Genomic DNA, 16038 nt, shown 5'->3' with positions numbered 1-16038 from the left:
TACAGGTCAAACGGAATGTAATGAGTTTGGTAACACGTATTCGAAACAAGCACCGAAACTTGTTGAGGTGCTATGTTGAGGTTATTGCGGACAACACGTAAATAAGTCTGTATTTACGCTATTTAAATCTAAAATAATAATTATTTGTAATCCTTCACTAACATTAATGGCTTTAATTTTTTGGATACATACATAATGTATAACAAAATACTTATTTTTGTATATAGTGTTATACAAAATGAACGTATGGATTTAACTAAATACATATTTAAACCAGCCAAGCATAGAGGCAAAGCCATTATCCTTATTCAATTTCCATTCGACCAGAATTTAATTGATGATCTCCGTAAACGTTTTCCATCTGCTAAATGGAGTGCTTCAAAAAAATCCTGGTATCTACCAGATTTACCAGTCGTAAGAGAGGCTATTCAAATGTCAAAAAAGAATAGCGTGCTTACTAAGATTAAGTCTATTCATCCAGCAAATCAACAGGCTTATTTAGACCTAAATGAGCAGTTAACTCTAAAGAAGTATAGTCAAAGTACCAAGCGTATTTATTTGGCGGAATTTCAGCATTTATTGACACTTCTGGATGATTATTATGTTGGTGACTTAAACCCAAAACGACTTAAAGATTATTTTTTGTATTGCCTTAAGGTTGAGAAAATGAGTGAGCGGAAAATGAACGGAAAAATTAATGCAATTAAGTTTTTCTTTGAGCAAGTATTACACAGACCCAAAATGTTTTTTGATATCCCAAGACCTAAAAAACCTCAGACATTGCCGAAAATGCTGAGTAAGACTGAGGTAAAAAAACTATTTAGGGTAACCACTAATTTAAAACACAAGATGGCATTGCAGTTATGCTATGGTATGGGATTGCGGGTATCAGAAGTGGTTAATCTTAAAATTATAGATATTGATAGCAAAAGGATGGTGGTACATGTAAGAGGTGCAAAGGGTAAAAAGGACAGATATGTGCCATTGCCAAAAACCATTTTACCTGAGTTAAGACAGTATTATTTAGAATATCGTCCAAAGGAATTCTTATTTGAAGGCCAGTATGGTAATGCCTACGCAAAATCTAGTTTGCAGCAAGTCTTTAGGTATGCCATGCAAAAAGCAAATATTAAAAAGGAAATAGGCATACATGGTTTACGCCATTCTTACGCAACACATCTTCTAGAATCTGGCGCAGATATGAGATTTATTCAGGAGTTACTTGGGCATAATTCAATTAAAACAACACAAGTGTATACCAAGGTAACACCGCGTAGTAAATCTAAAATTACAAGTCCATTAGATCAATTGTAGTCTATAATGGTATGTAAGTCACCATCAAGGCCTGTAGAATAAAAAATAAAACAAATGGAATAAATAAATAGCCAACAATATCTCTGGCTTGTATTTTAATCCCTTTGCCCATTACAGGAAATACCAATAATAAGAAGAAAGGTTGCAGTAAATTACTCAGACTTTCTCCATAGGCAACAGACATTGAGGCTCTAGCCACCATAGTGTTAATTTCAATTGAAGTCATATCAACGCCTAAATTCTGTACCATTGTGATAATACTTGGTCCTATAACGGCAAATTCTCCACCGGCAGAAGGGATGGCAAAATTTACGATGCCACCAGTTAAATAAGAAATAAAGGCGTAGGAGTTGGGCGTGGCAACAGATGCTAAGACTTCACTGATTTTTACACCAAGGCCAGATGCCATCATTATGCCCATAATACCTGCGTAAAAGGGATACTGAAACAAGATGCCTGAAATATTGCTGCTGGCACGTTTCATGGCAATACTATAGCGCATTGGCGTAATATGAAGAAACAAGCCAACCACAATAAAAATAAAGATCATAATATTGAAATTAAGATCGAAACCTTTGGTGGCGAAGTGATATACAATATATACCAATCCTAAAAGTGCAACAGTGATCTGAAGCCAACCGGCATTATTTAAGGCGTCAGATAAGGCTTTATATGGTAATTTATAAGATAGTGCCTCACTCTTTATAGTAGCTTCTGAATCTGTTTTTTCAACGATAAGATCATTAAGCTCTTTGCCTTCAGCTGATTTAGGAATTAACAACCAAATAATAAAAGGTGCTACGACAAGAAATAAAATAATCATGAGCAAATTTAGGGTAGAGCCTAAACTATAACTTGTAGAAATGGTATCTGAAAGAATATTACTTTCAACAAGAAAGTTGTTTTCAGTATTTAAAAGTAGGGGAATAGAGCTAGAGAGTCCGCAAACCCAAGCATTTATGGAAAAATAGACACAAGCTATTAAAAATGGATAGTGGACACCTTTAATTCTGATAGCCAATTCTCGGGCAAGTATTGATGTTACCACCACCATACCAAAACTTATAAGTGAAATAAGAATACCAAAAACCATTACCGTAAGATAAACTTGAAAAGGCGTTGTAATCCTTTTAGATAACCAATCTATACCTCTTTTTATTGGTGGTGCTTGGGCAATACTGTAAGCCGTGATTACAATTAATACAATTTGCATCCCAAAGGATAATAGTTTCCAAAAACCATCGTACCAGCCTTCAAGGATGGTTATAGGTTTTGTGCTTGTAAAAATTAGGGCCAAAAACCCTGAAAGTAAGGTTAGCAATAACGCAAATACATAAGCGCTTGGCATGTATTTGGTAAATGTGTCTGTAAATTTTTGACCGAGTTTGGTTAGCATCTTGGATTGGTTTGTGAGACTAAGATAATTTAATTTTCAAATTCAGGATTTTACTCTTGGTACCAAGACTTTCTTAATTTACAGTTAATTAACATAGGTTAAGTTTTTTTAACATGTCCATAACAGCATGGTCCTCTTAAACAAAGTAACTTAGGCGTACTACTAAACAAAATCAAATAAAAATGAGAGCAACAATTACTTCGCTATTATTGTGTGCAGTGCTGAGTTTGTCTTTAACCGCTAATGCGCAATTATTTACACCGAGAGGAAGTCAGATGGCTTCTGTGATGCAACGTGTCGGTACAACCGATATTACGATTACCTATTCTAGACCTAGTGTTAACGAAAGAGAAATATGGGGAAAATTAGTGCCATTTGGATTAAACAACCTTGGCTTTGGAACCTCTACTGCAGCACCATGGCGTGCTGGAGCTAATGAAAACACTACAATTTCATTTACCCACGATGTTAGCATTGGTGGTAAAACTGTACCTGCAGGAACTTACGGATTGCATATTAATGTAAAGGACATTGAAAATGCAACCATTATACTATCAAAAGACACGGAAGCTTGGGGAAGTTATTTTTATGATCCGGCAAAAGATGTCTTGCAAGCTGATGTTAAGCTAAAAGATATACCACATACTGAGTTGTTGACCTTCAGTTTTGATGAGGTAAGTAAAAACTATGCTGTGGCCTCTTTAAAATGGGAAAAGAAAGCCATACCATTTAAAATAGAAGTAAATGTTACTGATATTGTGATGGATCAAATAAGATCCCAATTAAAAGGCCAGAAGGGATTTTCGAGACAAAACTGGGAACAGGCAGCAAACTTTGCTTTGAATAATGGTGGCGATCTAGATGAAGCACTAACGTGGATTAATGGTGCTTTAGAGGGTAATTTTTTCAGTGAAAAGACGGTTAATGGCTTAGCAACAAAAGCTCAAATCCTAATGAAAAAAGGAGATAAGGCAGGTTTTGGAGCTACAATGGATGAAGCATCTACAATGGCCAATGCCAATCAATTGAATAGAATGGGTAACTACATGTTAAGTATTGAAGACTATGATAGGGCTTTAAAATATTATAACATGAATTTAAAGGATGATCCAAAGAATCCTACTTGGCACAACAGTGTGGCCGCAGCTTATAAAGCCAAAGGCAATACAAAAACAGCAATAAAACATTATAAAAAAGCATTGGCATTAAAACCATCTGATCAGGACAAAGCCAGATCAGAAAAGGCACTCAAGGAATTAGGTGCAATGTAAATCTTCATCATCAAAACACGTTTAGTTACTGTTTTGGAAGGCCTGGTTGTAGTTGGTACCAGGCCTTTTTTTAGCTTATATAATTCCAAATATTTTTATACTTAGCCATTTGCCTATAGGTCTGTAGTATTAATTTGTTTTCTGGCAAGCTGAGACTTGGATCAATTTTAAGGATGGTTTTAGCCATATATCGTGCTTGGTCTAAAATAGCTTTGTCTTTTACTATATCTGCTATTCTTAGGTTTAAAACACCACTTTGTTGAGTGCCCATAATATCACCAGGACCACGTAGTTTTAAATCAACTTCGGCAATTTCAAATCCGTCATTAGATCTAACCATGGTTTCTAACCTGGTTTTGCTATCATTACTAAGTTTGTGGCTGGTCATGAGAATACAATAGCTTTGCTCAGCACCACGTCCAACACGACCTCTTAATTGGTGTAACTGAGACAAACCGAAGCGCTCTGCACTCTCAATTACCATTACCGAGGCGTTTGGTACATTCACTCCAACTTCAATTACAGTTGTTGCCACCATAATATTTGTTTCTCCTTTGGCAAATCGTTGCATTTCATAATCCTTATCACTTGCTTTAATTTTGCCATGAACAATAGAAATTTGATATTGAGGTAGAGGAAATTCTCTAGAGATACTTTCGTAACCGTCCATTAAATCTTTGTAATCCATCTTTTCACTCTCTTGAATTAATGGATATACGACATAAACTTGTCTGCCTTTAGCAATTTCATCCTTCATGAATTTGAAAACATTCAGCCGATTGTTGTCATAACGATGCACTGTTTTTATCGGTTTTCTTCCGGCAGGTAATTCGTCAATTACCGAAATATCTAGATCTCCATAAACGGACATTGCCAAGGTCCTTGGAATTGGAGTTGCGGTCATCACTAAAATATGAGGTGGAATTGAAACCCCTCCAACCTCCCCAGAAGGGAGGCTTTTTAAAGTTGCCTGTATTTGATTTAGAACTGAGTCTATATCTCCAATGACTTCTTCATTTTTAAATCTGATGACTTTAAAACCAAGATCCCTGAGAATGAGGGTTCTGATTTCATCCACCTCCTGTTGTTGAATGTGGTTGTGATAACCGCCATCAACTTCTATAACGAGATTTTTTTCAAGATTCACAAAATCTACGATGAACTCATCTATAATATGTTGACGTCTAAATTTAGTATTTAGTTTTTTCCCTCTTAAAGACTCCCATAAAATGCGTTCGGCTTCAGTACTATTTTTTTTGTTCTCTTTTTGTAGCTCTTTCATTAAATTATAGGTTGATGGACGAGCTGTCATATATTTTCTTAGAACAGTTTTTGCATCCTCCTTTTGGGAGGACTGAGGAGGGCCTCCTTTTCTCCATAATTTACTTCGCTGAGCCACTCCAAATCTGTGTTGCTCATCGATAATTGCAAGCCCTAAATTTTTAAATTTCACCTTATCTTCAAGTAGGGCATGAGTGCCAACTAAGATCTGTAAACTACCATTTTCGAGATTTTCATGAATTTCTTTTCTTTCTGAAGTTTTACTTGAACCAGTAAGTAATGAAATACTGATATTCAGTTTATTACACAATTCACTTAATCCGTTATAGTGTTGGACTGACAAAATTTCAGTCGGAGCCATTAAACAACATTGAAAACCGTTGTCAAGTCCCATGAGCATTGACATAAAGGCAACTATGGTCTTTCCGGAACCTACATCACCTTGTAAAAGCCTGTTCATTTGTGCGTTGCTACCTAAATCAGCTCTAATTTCTTTTAGAACTCGCTTTTGTGCATTGGTTAAATCAAAGGGTAAATGCTCCTTGAAAAAGGTGTTGAAATAATCCCCAACTTTTTCAAACCTGAACCCTTTTATCTTAGATTTATGGATGAGGTTTTTTAGAATTAATTGCAGTTGAATGTAAAATAATTCTTCAAATTTTAATCGGAATTGTGCTCTCGAAAGTAGCTCTGTAGATTTTGGAAAATGGACATTAAAAAGTGCTTCTGATTTTGATATCAATTTCAAATCTCCCAAAATAGAATTCGATAAGGTCTCAACAAATTGACCTTTAGTTTCGAGAAACAACTGTTGCATTATTTTGGTAATAACACGATTGGTAATCCCTTTGTTAGATAATTTTTCTGTAGAAGGATAAATGGCCTGCATTGCAGAGCGGAGGTTTTTCTCATGCTCATTCAATAATTCCAATTCAGGGTGTGGCATGCTAAATTTACCATTATACCAGTTGGTTTTCCCGAATATTACATAAGGTTGACCGGTTTTAAGGCTCTCCCTTATCCACTTTTGCCCTCTAAACCACACAAGTTCCATAACACCTGTGTCGTCTTTAAAATCTGCTACCAAGCGCTTACCGCGTTTTTGTGCAACCTCTCTAAAGCCAATTATAGTCCCGATAATCTGAACTTCGGCATTGTTTCGTTGAAGTTCATTGATTTTGTAATATTTAGTACGGTCTATGTAACGATTTGGGAATAAGTTGATGAGGTCTTGGTAAGTGTGGATACCTAATTCTGAGCGCAATAAATCAGCCCTGTTCGGGCCAACGCCTTTAAGATAATCTATAGGTGTTTGCAGATTGACACTCATGGTTACGAAATTACTCAATTTAGGTGTAAAAAGGAATCTCAATTATTAGAGAAAATGACTAAAATTCGTACTTTGGCGTTATCCTTGTATACTATCAATTCATGAAGAGGTTTCTGGTTTTTATTACGTTTTTATTTTCGATTGTAAGTTATGGTCAACAAACTGAATATGTTGACTTTACAAAGGGTGTGGCCAAACTTAAGATAATTCCTGATTCTGGTAAGGTTGATGGTTTAATAGCTTATAAGTTTGATGTGGTAAGTCCTATTGACTCCATTTATTTGGATGCGCGACAAATGGACATTGAGTATGTGTACTTGAATAATGAGCCGATAAATTTCTCATATCAAAACGATAAAATTGTTTTAGCATCAAATTTTAAACCTTCGCTCGAGAATGATTTGCTCATTCAGTATTCTGCAAAACCTAAGAAGGCCTTGTATTTTCTTAAACGGAATGAAAATTGGAATATTTGGTCTCAGGGTCAAGGTAAATACACAAGTAGTTGGTTGCCAAGTTTTGATAATGTGAACGAAAAGATTGTATTCAGCTTTAATTTTGAAGCACCAGAAGGTTATCATGTGATTTCAAATGGAGCATTGCTGGGTAGTAACAAATCTGAGGATGGTTGGTTAAGTTGGTCTTACCAAATGGAAAAGGCAATGTCTAGCTACCTGGTAGCATTGGCTATAGGTGAATACAATAAGGTAACGGAAATCTCAAAAAGTGGCATTCCTTTAGAATATTACTACTATCCTGAAGATTCGTTGAAAGTAGAGCCTACCTATCGTTACAGTAAAAAAATGTTTGATTTCCTAGAAGAAGAAATTGGTATTGCTTTTCCTTGGCAAAATTATAGGCAAGTGCCAGTTCATGATTTTTTATATGCTGGTATGGAAAACACAGGCTGTACCATTTTTTCAGATGCCTTCGTCGTGGATTCCGTTGGTTTTAATGATGAGAACTACGTAAATGTTAATGCGCATGAGCTGGCGCATCAGTGGTTTGGAAATTTGGTCACGGCAACATCGGGAGAGCATCATTGGTTGCAAGAAGGCTTTTCAACATATTATGCACTATTAGCAGAGCGTGATATTTTTGGAGATGACTATTATCATTTTAAACTCTATGAATCTGCAGTAGATTTGGGCAGGCAAGATATAGCAGGTCAAGGGACATCGCTCTTAAATCCTAAATCTAGTAGTTTAACGTTTTATCAGCGTGGTGCTTGGGTGTTGCATGCTTTGCGCGATAAGGTTGGTGATAAGGTATTTAAACAAGCAGTGAAAAATTATTTAAATAAACATGCTTATGGAAGTGCGAAAACTTCAGATTTTATTTCTGAAGTTGAGCGTCTGGCTGGTGTTAATCTAAATTCTTTTGTCAGAGACTGGATTAAAAATGAAAAATTCCCTGCGTATGGCGCAATCGACATTTTAAAGAAAAGATCTACGTTTATTCAAGAGTATTTAATGGTCGATTGTCAGGTTAAGTCTTCAAAGTGTACCGAGTATTTAAAATATGATGTTTCAGATGAGGCCAAGATTAAAGTGATTTCACAGGCTCCAGAATTAGTTAATAAAGAGACATTTAAAAATAGTCTTAAGGTGCGTCAAGCAATAGCTAAGCATCTTACTAAAATACCAGAAGAACTTAAGGAAGACTATGAAACCTTGTTGGATGACGCTTCATATTTAACGGTAGAAAGTGCTTTATATAACCTATGGAATAATTTCCCGTTAGAACGAGGCAAATACCTATCTAAAACAAGGAGTATTCAAGGTTTTAGCGACAAGAATGTTCGGTTACTCTGGATTGTCCTTAATCTTAATACGCCATATTACAATGCGGAGAGTAATCAAGAGCTTTTCTCTGAACTATTGGGGTATACAGAAGAAAAACACAATGCGGATCTAAGGATAAATGCGTTTCAGTATTTAAGTTTAATAAATGGTTGCAATGATATTTGCAAGAGGAATATAGAGAATGCTAAGTCTCATCATAATTGGAGATTGGTTAAATTCGCTAAAGATTTCAGTGAAAAACTAGAAGAAAAAAAGAATTAATGCGAGCATTGGTTATATCAGGAGGTGGAAGTAAAGGTGCATTTGCAGGAGGTGTTGCGCAATACCTTATGCAGGAAGAAGGACGTGAATACGACATGTTTCTAGGAACTTCTACAGGAAGTCTGTTAGTGCCTCACTTGGCAGTAGGTAAAATTGACAAACTCTATAACATTTTCACTAACGTACAGCAACAGGATATATTCAGTATTAGTCCTTTTGTACAGCGTAAGAAAGGAGATAGGGAGTATGTTTCCATTGATTTCATTAATTCCTTGTGGCAATTTATTAGGCTAAAACGAACCTTTGGCGAAAGCAAAGCGTTAAAACGTAACATAAAGAGAAACTTTACCGAAGATGAATTCAATCAAATTAAGCAAATTAGGCACGATGTTGTTGTCACTGTATCCAATCTCTCCATGAACAGGGTAGAGTATAAGTCCATTAATGATTGCACATACGAGGAGTTTTGTAACTGGATCTGGATATCTTGTAATTATATTCCCTTTATGTCCTTGGCTGTTGTTAATGGTCATGAATACGCTGATGGTGGTTTAGGTAGCGTTATACCAATAAGAGAGGCTATTCTAAGAGGCGCAACTGAGGTTGATGCCATTGTGCTAGAGGCTGAGACACTGAATAGGCAAAAGGTATTGGGTAAAAACCCATTTTCTTTAATGATTAGCTTATTTGGCCATTTGCTAAATCAAGTAGAGCGCAATGATATTGTAATTGGAAAATTGGCGGCAAAAAACAGGGATGTAAAACTCAATCTATATTACACGCCAACGAGTTTAACGGAAAATTCTCTGATATTTAGCAAACGACTGATGGAAAAATGGTGGCAACAAGGCTTTGAATATGCTTCTCAAAAACACTCTAATGTTGCTAATGCATCATCTTAGAATTACCACATTTCACCCACTTCGTCTTTTATAAAAGCAAGTGCTGTATTGCTAGGTGCTTGTTTGTCCATAAGATCAGTTAAAACGACTTCTCTTAATTTATTTGCGGTATCTGTTTTTTCGTTCATAGTGGCTTTTCTTATAAGCTGAATTGTTGCGTTTTTTGCACCTCTAATCACGTTCCAGCATTCGTCGCTAACGTATATCTGTTGCGATAAATTATGCTCAAATTCTTGTTCAATTGTTGCTATAAGTAAAGTTTCGTAATCTTCTTTATTTGAGGAATTTGGATGTATTCTGGTTAATAATTTTGAAGGTGAAATTCGCTCTAAAAAAAGTGCCATGCGTTCATAGGCTTGGAGTCTTATCGGAAAAGCTTCTTTTTGCATGCTTTTTTGAAGCTTAAAACGTCTTATATTATTTTCGTTCTCTATATGTTGCTTGAAAAAATAATATGCAATAGCCGCAACTAAAATTGCTGGTAAAAGACTTAAGCCAACCTCTATGAGTTTATCAATGTCCATGTAATATTTTGTTTTTAGTTATTGGAATAATTACCGCCAAGATACTGACATTCTAATAAACTTTTCATGCCATTAAACTCAACAGGTGTTTTTTCATATTTAAAAGTTTGGTCAAACTCTTTGCTTAGGTGATGGTCATCTACATTTATTTCCACATCATCCATATCAAACTGACAAGGGTGCTCATATCCTGATGCATGGGTAATTTCAATCACCTCCTTTTTAAAGGTTTTAAAATATTGGGCTAGGCGCTCTGATTTAAGCGGTATGTTTATCCCATTTTGTAGCCATTTGCTTTGTGTGGCAATACCAGTAGGGCAACGGTTAGTATGACAAATCTGAGCTTGAATACAGCCAATACTCATCATAGCTTCGCGTGCAACGTTTATGCAGTCTACTCCCATGGCAAATGCCATTGCTGCTTTGGCAGGGAAACCAAGTTTACCACTACCAATAAATACAATGCGTTCAGTTAAACCATGATTTTGAAATAGCTTGTAGATATCACTGAATCCATATACCCATGGTAAAGACACATGATCTGCAAAACTTGGAGGTGCTGCACCGGTTCCACCTTCACCACCATCAACGGTAATAAAATCAGGACCTCGATTTTCAGTCTTCATAATTTGAGCCAGCTCTTCCCATTGCTCTAATTTTCCTATTGCAGCTTTTATGCCCACTGGCAATCCAGTAGCTTCTGCGATAGCTTCAACAAAATCCACAAGTTTTGGGACGTTAGAGAATGCCTTGTGGTTTGGTGGTGATAAAACGTCTTTACCGACTTCTACACCTCTAATTTCAGCAATTTCCTTTGAGATTTTTTTACCTGGCAACACACCACCTTTTCCTGGTTTTGCGCCTTGGGAGAGTTTTACCTCAATTGCACGGATGAAAGGATTGTCATTGACCAGCTTTATCATTTTTTCCATAGAGAAACCACCATCTTCAGAACGTACACCGAAATATCCAGTCCCAAAATGAAAAATAACATCACCACCATGACTGTGGTAAGGCGAAAGTCCTCCTTCTCCTGTATTGTGATAAGCATTAGCTATTTTAATACCTTTATTTAGTGATTCAACTGCTTTAGCAGATAATGACCCAAAGCTCATTGCAGAAACATTAATTATAGACGCTGGTCTATAAGGCTTTTTTCTTTTATTAAACTCACCTATTACTTTGGCGCATGGCACAAATGTTTTATCAATTGCATTAGGATGATCATCTTCAATTTTATAAGGCATCATTGCATTATTGATAAAGATGTGTTGGTGTGTGTAGATGTCTCTGTCTGTACCGAAACCCTCGTAGTTATTTTCTTTTTTGGCAGACGCATATATCCAACCCCTTTCAATTCTATTAAAAGGTAATTCTTCTCTGTTGTTCGCTACAAAATATTGACGCATTTCGGGACCAATGCTTTCAAGCAAATATCTTAAATGACCAACAATCGGAAAGTTGTGACTTATCGTATGCTTTCGTTGAAAAAATACATCTCTAATGGCTACTAGAGCCAAAACAACAATAATCCAAAGCCACCAAGGGATTGCACCAAGATAATCTAATGCGGCATTCATTTTACTAGTTATTTAAATAGTCTAAGGTAATTTGTGTAAATGCTCTTACACCTAATAATAAACCAGAGTCATCAATTTTAAAATCTGGTGTATGATGAGGAAAAACTTCAGTTTCACCTGGTGTCATTCCACCTAAGAAGAAATATACACCTGGCACAACCTCCTGGAAGTATGAGAAGTCTTCACCTCCTGTGGTTGCTTTCATGAGTTGCACATTGTCTGCGCCAGCAACTTTTTGTAATGAAGGCAGAATTTGAGCTGTTAATTCAGGGTCGTTATAAGTAACTACGGTATTGTTTTGCCATTCAATTGTAGCTCTACCACCATAGGCATTTGCAATATCAGAAGCCATCTCATTCATTCGTTTCATTATCAGTTGACGCATATCTTCATCAAGAGTTCTTACGGTTCCAATCATTTCTGCCGATTCTGGTATGATATTAAATCGTGTACCAGCAGTTATTTTACCAACGGTAATTACAGCAGGCGCTTCTATTAAATAAGATTCTCGAGATATTATAGTCTGAAATCCATCGATGATTTTAGCAGAAATCAAGACAGGGTCGACACCAGACCAAGGTTGAGAACCATGGGTTTGTTTACCTTCTACTTTAACAACGAATCGCTCAACAGCGGCCATTATTCCTTCTGTTTTGTATCTTATTGTGCCAACAGGTGTTTCAGAATTGATATGAAGACCAAAAATGGCATCTACCTTTGGATTTTCTAATACGCCTTCTTTAATCATAAGTTTTGCACCACCTTCTTCACCTGGTGGTGGTCCTTCTTCTGCAGGTTGAAAAATAAACTTTATTGTACCATTTATTTTGTCCTTGTGTTTTGATAATACTTCAGCAGTTGCCATCAATATTGCAATGTGTGTATCGTGTCCACAAGCATGCATTACACCTGTTTCAGTATTAAGAAATGTAGTTCTTACTTCTGATTTGAATGGTAAATTATTGCGTTCTGTAACAGGTAACGCATCAATATCTGCTCTAAGTGCAACAACCTTTCCAGGGTTATCGCCTTCGAGAAGGCCAACAACTCCTGTTTTGGCAATGTTGGTTTCGACTTTTAATCCAAGAGATTTTAAATGTGCCGCAATTTTTTCAGCGGTTTTAAACTCTTGGTTTGATAATTCGGGATTTTGGTGAAAATGGTGTCGCCATTCAATTAATTTACCTTCAATGTCTATAATATCTTGTTCTATAGAATTTTGGGCAAATGTTAAGGAGCAGGTAACTAGGAGCAGTGATAAAAGTACTTTCATGTTTTTAGAAAAAAATTTTCACTAATATATTGAAATTTGATCAATAAAAATCTTGATACATTGTTTATAATTATTAGTTGAATCACATGGTTAAACCTAATACAATACTTAATTTCACATTTCTTAAAAAATAGTAATTGGAAAAGTATTTAAGTCAACTAAATGATGCGCAATTGGCGCCAACTTTGCAAAAGGATGGTCCTATGATTGTTATCGCTGGCGCAGGATCTGGTAAAACGAGAGTATTAACTTATCGTATTGCTTATCTAATGAGTCAAGGCGTTGATGCATTTAATATTTTAGCTCTTACCTTCACCAATAGGGCAGCAAGAGAAATGAAGGGAAGGATTGCCGAGATTGTTGGGGAAAGCGAAGCCAAAAATCTTTGGATGGGCACGTTCCATTCTGTGTTTGCCAAAATACTCAGGTTTGAAGGTCACCATCTAGGTTTTCCAAGTAATTTCACTATTTATGATACACAAGATTCACAAAAACTTTTGGGATCTATTATCAAAGAAATGGGTCTAGATAAGGACATCTATAAAACGAAGCAAGTTTATAGTAGGATTTCGTCTTACAAGAACAGTCTTATTACTGTAAAGGCTTATTTCAATAATCCTGAACTTATGGAAGCCGATGCTATGGCGCGTAGGCCGAGAATGGGAGAGATCTATGCAGAATATGTGGACCGTTGTTTTAAGGCTGGTGCAATGGATTTTGATGACTTATTATTAAGAACCAATGAGTTGCTTACTCGGTTCCCTAATGTATTAGCGCAATACCAAGATAAGTTTAGATATATTCTAGTCGATGAGTACCAGGATACAAACCATTCACAATACCTCATTGTCCGCGCACTTTCAGACCGTTTTCAAAACATTTGTGTGGTAGGTGATGATGCGCAGAGTATATATGCTTTCCGTGGGGCAAACATTAACAATATCCTTAATTTCCAGAAGGATTATGATGATGTTAACGTGTATCGATTAGAGCAGAATTATCGCTCTACAAAAATGATCGTTGGTGCTGCAAACTCCGTAATTGATCATAACAAAACAAAATTAGATAAGATTGTTTGGACCGCTAATGAAGAAGGCGATAGGGTAATTGTACACCGTTCTATGACAGATGGTGATGAGGGACGTTATGTGGCTAGTACAATTTGGGAAACTAAAATGAACCAGCAATTACCTAATAGTGACTTTGCAGTACTTTACAGAACAAACGCCCAATCACGTGCCATAGAGGATGCTTTAAGAAAACGTGATATACCTTATCGTATTTATGGTGGTTTATCCTTCTATCAGCGTAAGGAAATAAAAGACGTTACTGCCTATTTAAGATTGATACTTAATTCTGCAGATGAAGAAGCATTAAAGCGTGTTATCAATTATCCTGCGAGGGGAATTGGGCAGACCACGGTTGACAGATTGGTTGTTGCAGCCAACGCGACTGGTAAAACCATTTATGATGTTATGAAGGACATTGATAATGTCTCAATCAATATCAATAATGGTACTAAAAACAAGCTTAGAGATTTTGTAACCCTGATTGAGAGTTATAAGGTCATGAATCAAACTGCGAATGCTTTTGATCTTGCAGAACATGTTACAAAAACCAGTGGATTAATTAGAGAGCTCAATAAGGATGGTACGCCTGAAGGTGTTACCAGAATGGAAAATGTACAAGAATTATTGAACGGTATAAAGGATTTTGTAGAAGGGCAAATTGAGTTGGCAGATGCAGGCGACTCCTTGGCGGAATTTTTAGAAGATGTAGCTTTAGCCACGGATCTCGATGGCGATAAAGGAGATCCAAACCACGTGGCATTAATGACAATTCACTTGGCGAAGGGTCTAGAGTTTCCGCATGTGTTTATTGTCGGAATGGAAGAAGATTTATTTCCAAGTGCAATGAGTATGAATACACGGAGTGAACTTGAGGAAGAAAGACGATTATTCTATGTAGCATTGACGCGAGCAGAAAAACAAGCTTACTTAACATACACCCTTTCGCGTTACCGTTGGGGAAAATTGATTGATGCAGAACCTAGTCGTTTTATTGAAGAGATTGATGATAAGTTTGTAAACATAACAACGCCTTTAAAAGAACAACGATTTAACCCAATGTTGGACGCTTCAATTTTTGGTGATATAGAACCCAATAAAGTACGATTTGCTAAACCTAAATCACCAAAATTTCAAAAGAAGGAACAAAAGAAAAAACCTGAGAGCTTTAAAATTAGTACGCCTAAGAAGTTAAAACCCGTGAGTAAGACTAGTGGTTCTACTAATTTGTTTGATACGAATTTAGTTGTTGGGAATGTTGTAAATCATCAGCGATTTGGTAGGGGTGAAGTAATGAAAATAGAAGGTACAGGTGGTGATTTAAAAGCTGAAATAAAATTTGAAAATGGTGACACTAAAAAATTGCTGTTGCGTTTTGCTAAACTTGAAGTATTAGGATAATTCTAATTTCTGTTAACTATTATAAACTGATATGAGAGCATTAATTTTTTTACTTGTATTTTTTCAATCTGCATATGTATATGCACAGCCACCTGGTGGCGGAAGACGTGGCAATTCCAATCAATCTCAAAATTCTGGAGCTAGGGAAGTTCAAAAATTTGAATCTCAAAAAATGTCTGGTATAATTGAGTATGATTCTAAGAAAACCATAAAGAAGTTAAAGCTTAAAAAATCTGATTCCGTAGCTTCAATTGTTGTTGCTAAAATTGAGAACCATAATCTTCAAATGAATAAAATCAATACTGAAAACAAGGATTTATTTGAAGGGTTGGATATTGTAGTAAACCAAAACATGGAAATAGCTAGGTCGACCCAGAACAGAGAGTTAATGCGAGAAACCATGACAATGGTTAGAGAAAAACTACAACCAATACAAGAACAGATAAGAAGTGATGAAGAAGAATTAAACAATCAGTTAAAAGCATTGTTGAATGAAGATCAAAACGAAAAGTGGTTAAAGTTTCAAAAAGCAGAAAAAGAAAAGATAATGCCAAGAAGAAGAGGAGATGATGCAAGGAACAGACCTGATAATTATAATAATCAATCCAGAAGGCGAAGAGGCTAGATTAATAA

11 protein-coding genes are annotated in these 16038 nt (G+C 36.1%); 6 read left to right on the top strand and 5 right to left on the bottom strand.

Going from position 1 to position 16038, the window contains the following annotated elements; all coding sequences use genetic code 11:
• Positions 1-246: 246 nt before the first annotated feature.
• Positions 247-1314 (top strand): tyrosine-type recombinase/integrase, encoded by a 1068-nt coding sequence (locus LBV24_RS12000; protein WP_224478918.1) that lies wholly within the window; start codon positions 247-249, stop codon positions 1312-1314.
• A 1-nt stretch (position 1315) separates the two neighbouring features.
• Here LBV24_RS12000 and LBV24_RS11995 read toward each other — a convergent pair whose 3' ends face one another.
• Positions 1316-2710 (bottom strand): short-chain fatty acid transporter, encoded by a 1395-nt coding sequence (locus LBV24_RS11995; RefSeq protein ID WP_224478917.1) that lies wholly within the window; start codon positions 2708-2710, stop codon positions 1316-1318.
• A gap of 182 nt (positions 2711-2892) precedes the next feature.
• On the opposite strand from LBV24_RS11995, the gene LBV24_RS11990 reads away from it, so the two are divergent.
• Positions 2893-3981: a DUF2911 domain-containing protein gene (locus LBV24_RS11990; RefSeq protein WP_224478916.1), complete on the top strand. Its 1089-nt coding sequence runs from the start codon at positions 2893-2895 to the stop codon at positions 3979-3981.
• Positions 3982-4051: 70 nt separating this feature from the next.
• Here LBV24_RS11990 and LBV24_RS11985 read toward each other — a convergent pair whose 3' ends face one another.
• Positions 4052-6592, bottom strand: a complete 2541-nt coding sequence (locus tag LBV24_RS11985; protein WP_224478915.1) for a DUF559 domain-containing protein — start codon at positions 6590-6592, stop codon at positions 4052-4054.
• A 101-nt stretch (positions 6593-6693) separates the two neighbouring features.
• On the opposite strand from LBV24_RS11985, the gene LBV24_RS11980 reads away from it, so the two are divergent.
• Together LBV24_RS11980 and LBV24_RS11975 are read left to right on the top strand one after the other, a co-directional pair.
• A complete protein-coding gene (locus LBV24_RS11980; RefSeq protein ID WP_224478914.1) occupies positions 6694-8658 on the top strand; it encodes a M1 family metallopeptidase in 1965 nt (654 codons plus the stop codon).
• Complete coding sequence (locus LBV24_RS11975; protein ID WP_224478913.1) at positions 8658-9560, top strand: patatin-like phospholipase family protein; 903 nt, start codon at positions 8658-8660, stop codon at positions 9558-9560. Before LBV24_RS11980 ends, LBV24_RS11975 begins: the two co-directional genes overlap by 1 nt.
• A gap of 2 nt (positions 9561-9562) precedes the next feature.
• On the opposite strand, the gene LBV24_RS11970 is transcribed toward LBV24_RS11975, so the two are convergent.
• Genes LBV24_RS11970 through LBV24_RS11960 form a run of 3 tightly spaced genes read right to left on the bottom strand, consistent with a single transcriptional unit; the run spans position 9563 to position 12937 of the window.
• Entirely contained in the window at positions 9563-10084 is a 522-nt protein-coding gene (locus tag LBV24_RS11970; RefSeq protein ID WP_224478912.1) for a DUF7935 family protein, read from the bottom strand.
• A 14-nt stretch (positions 10085-10098) separates the two neighbouring features.
• Complete coding sequence (locus LBV24_RS11965; protein WP_224478911.1) at positions 10099-11664, bottom strand: FMN-binding glutamate synthase family protein; 1566 nt, start codon at positions 11662-11664, stop codon at positions 10099-10101.
• Positions 11665-11668: 4 nt separating this feature from the next.
• Positions 11669-12937 (bottom strand): amidohydrolase, encoded by a 1269-nt coding sequence (locus LBV24_RS11960; RefSeq protein ID WP_224478910.1) that lies wholly within the window; start codon positions 12935-12937, stop codon positions 11669-11671.
• Between the two features lie 137 nt (positions 12938-13074).
• On the opposite strand from LBV24_RS11960, the gene LBV24_RS11955 reads away from it, so the two are divergent.
• Positions 13075-15405, top strand: coding sequence for an ATP-dependent helicase (locus tag LBV24_RS11955; RefSeq protein WP_224478909.1), 2331 nt, complete (start codon positions 13075-13077; stop codon positions 15403-15405).
• A gap of 31 nt (positions 15406-15436) precedes the next feature.
• Complete coding sequence (locus LBV24_RS11950) at positions 15437-16030, top strand: hypothetical protein (RefSeq protein WP_224478908.1); 594 nt, start codon at positions 15437-15439, stop codon at positions 16028-16030.
• The last annotated feature ends 8 nt before the right edge of the window (positions 16031-16038 follow it).

The sequence above is a fragment of the Winogradskyella vincentii genome (genome assembly GCF_020166345.1).
Taxonomy (GTDB): Bacteria; Bacteroidota; Bacteroidia; order Flavobacteriales; family Flavobacteriaceae; genus Winogradskyella; species Winogradskyella vincentii.
Note: the sequence above shows the minus strand (reverse complement) of the source record. Positions and strands in the feature narration are given on the sequence as shown.

What these genes read in the sequence shown, in the direction of transcription:
- LBV24_RS11970 (WP_224478912.1), bottom strand. Translation starts at nt 10,084, where the DNA reads ATGGACATTGATAAACTCATAGAGGTTGGCTTAAGTCTTTTACCAGCA.
- LBV24_RS11950 (WP_224478908.1), top strand. Translation starts at nt 15,437, where the DNA reads ATGAGAGCATTAATTTTTTTACTTGTATTTTTTCAATCTGCATATGTA.
- LBV24_RS11965 (WP_224478911.1), bottom strand. Translation starts at nt 11,664, where the DNA reads ATGAATGCCGCATTAGATTATCTTGGTGCAATCCCTTGGTGGCTTTGG.
- LBV24_RS11960 (WP_224478910.1), bottom strand. Translation starts at nt 12,937, where the DNA reads ATGAAAGTACTTTTATCACTGCTCCTAGTTACCTGCTCCTTAACATTT.
- LBV24_RS11980 (WP_224478914.1), top strand. Translation starts at nt 6,694, where the DNA reads ATGAAGAGGTTTCTGGTTTTTATTACGTTTTTATTTTCGATTGTAAGT.
- LBV24_RS11990 (WP_224478916.1), top strand. Translation starts at nt 2,893, where the DNA reads ATGAGAGCAACAATTACTTCGCTATTATTGTGTGCAGTGCTGAGTTTG.
- LBV24_RS12000 (WP_224478918.1), top strand. Translation starts at nt 247, where the DNA reads ATGGATTTAACTAAATACATATTTAAACCAGCCAAGCATAGAGGCAAA.
- LBV24_RS11975 (WP_224478913.1), top strand. Translation starts at nt 8,658, where the DNA reads ATGCGAGCATTGGTTATATCAGGAGGTGGAAGTAAAGGTGCATTTGCA.
- LBV24_RS11985 (WP_224478915.1), bottom strand. Translation starts at nt 6,592, where the DNA reads ATGAGTGTCAATCTGCAAACACCTATAGATTATCTTAAAGGCGTTGGC.
- LBV24_RS11995 (WP_224478917.1), bottom strand. Translation starts at nt 2,710, where the DNA reads ATGCTAACCAAACTCGGTCAAAAATTTACAGACACATTTACCAAATAC.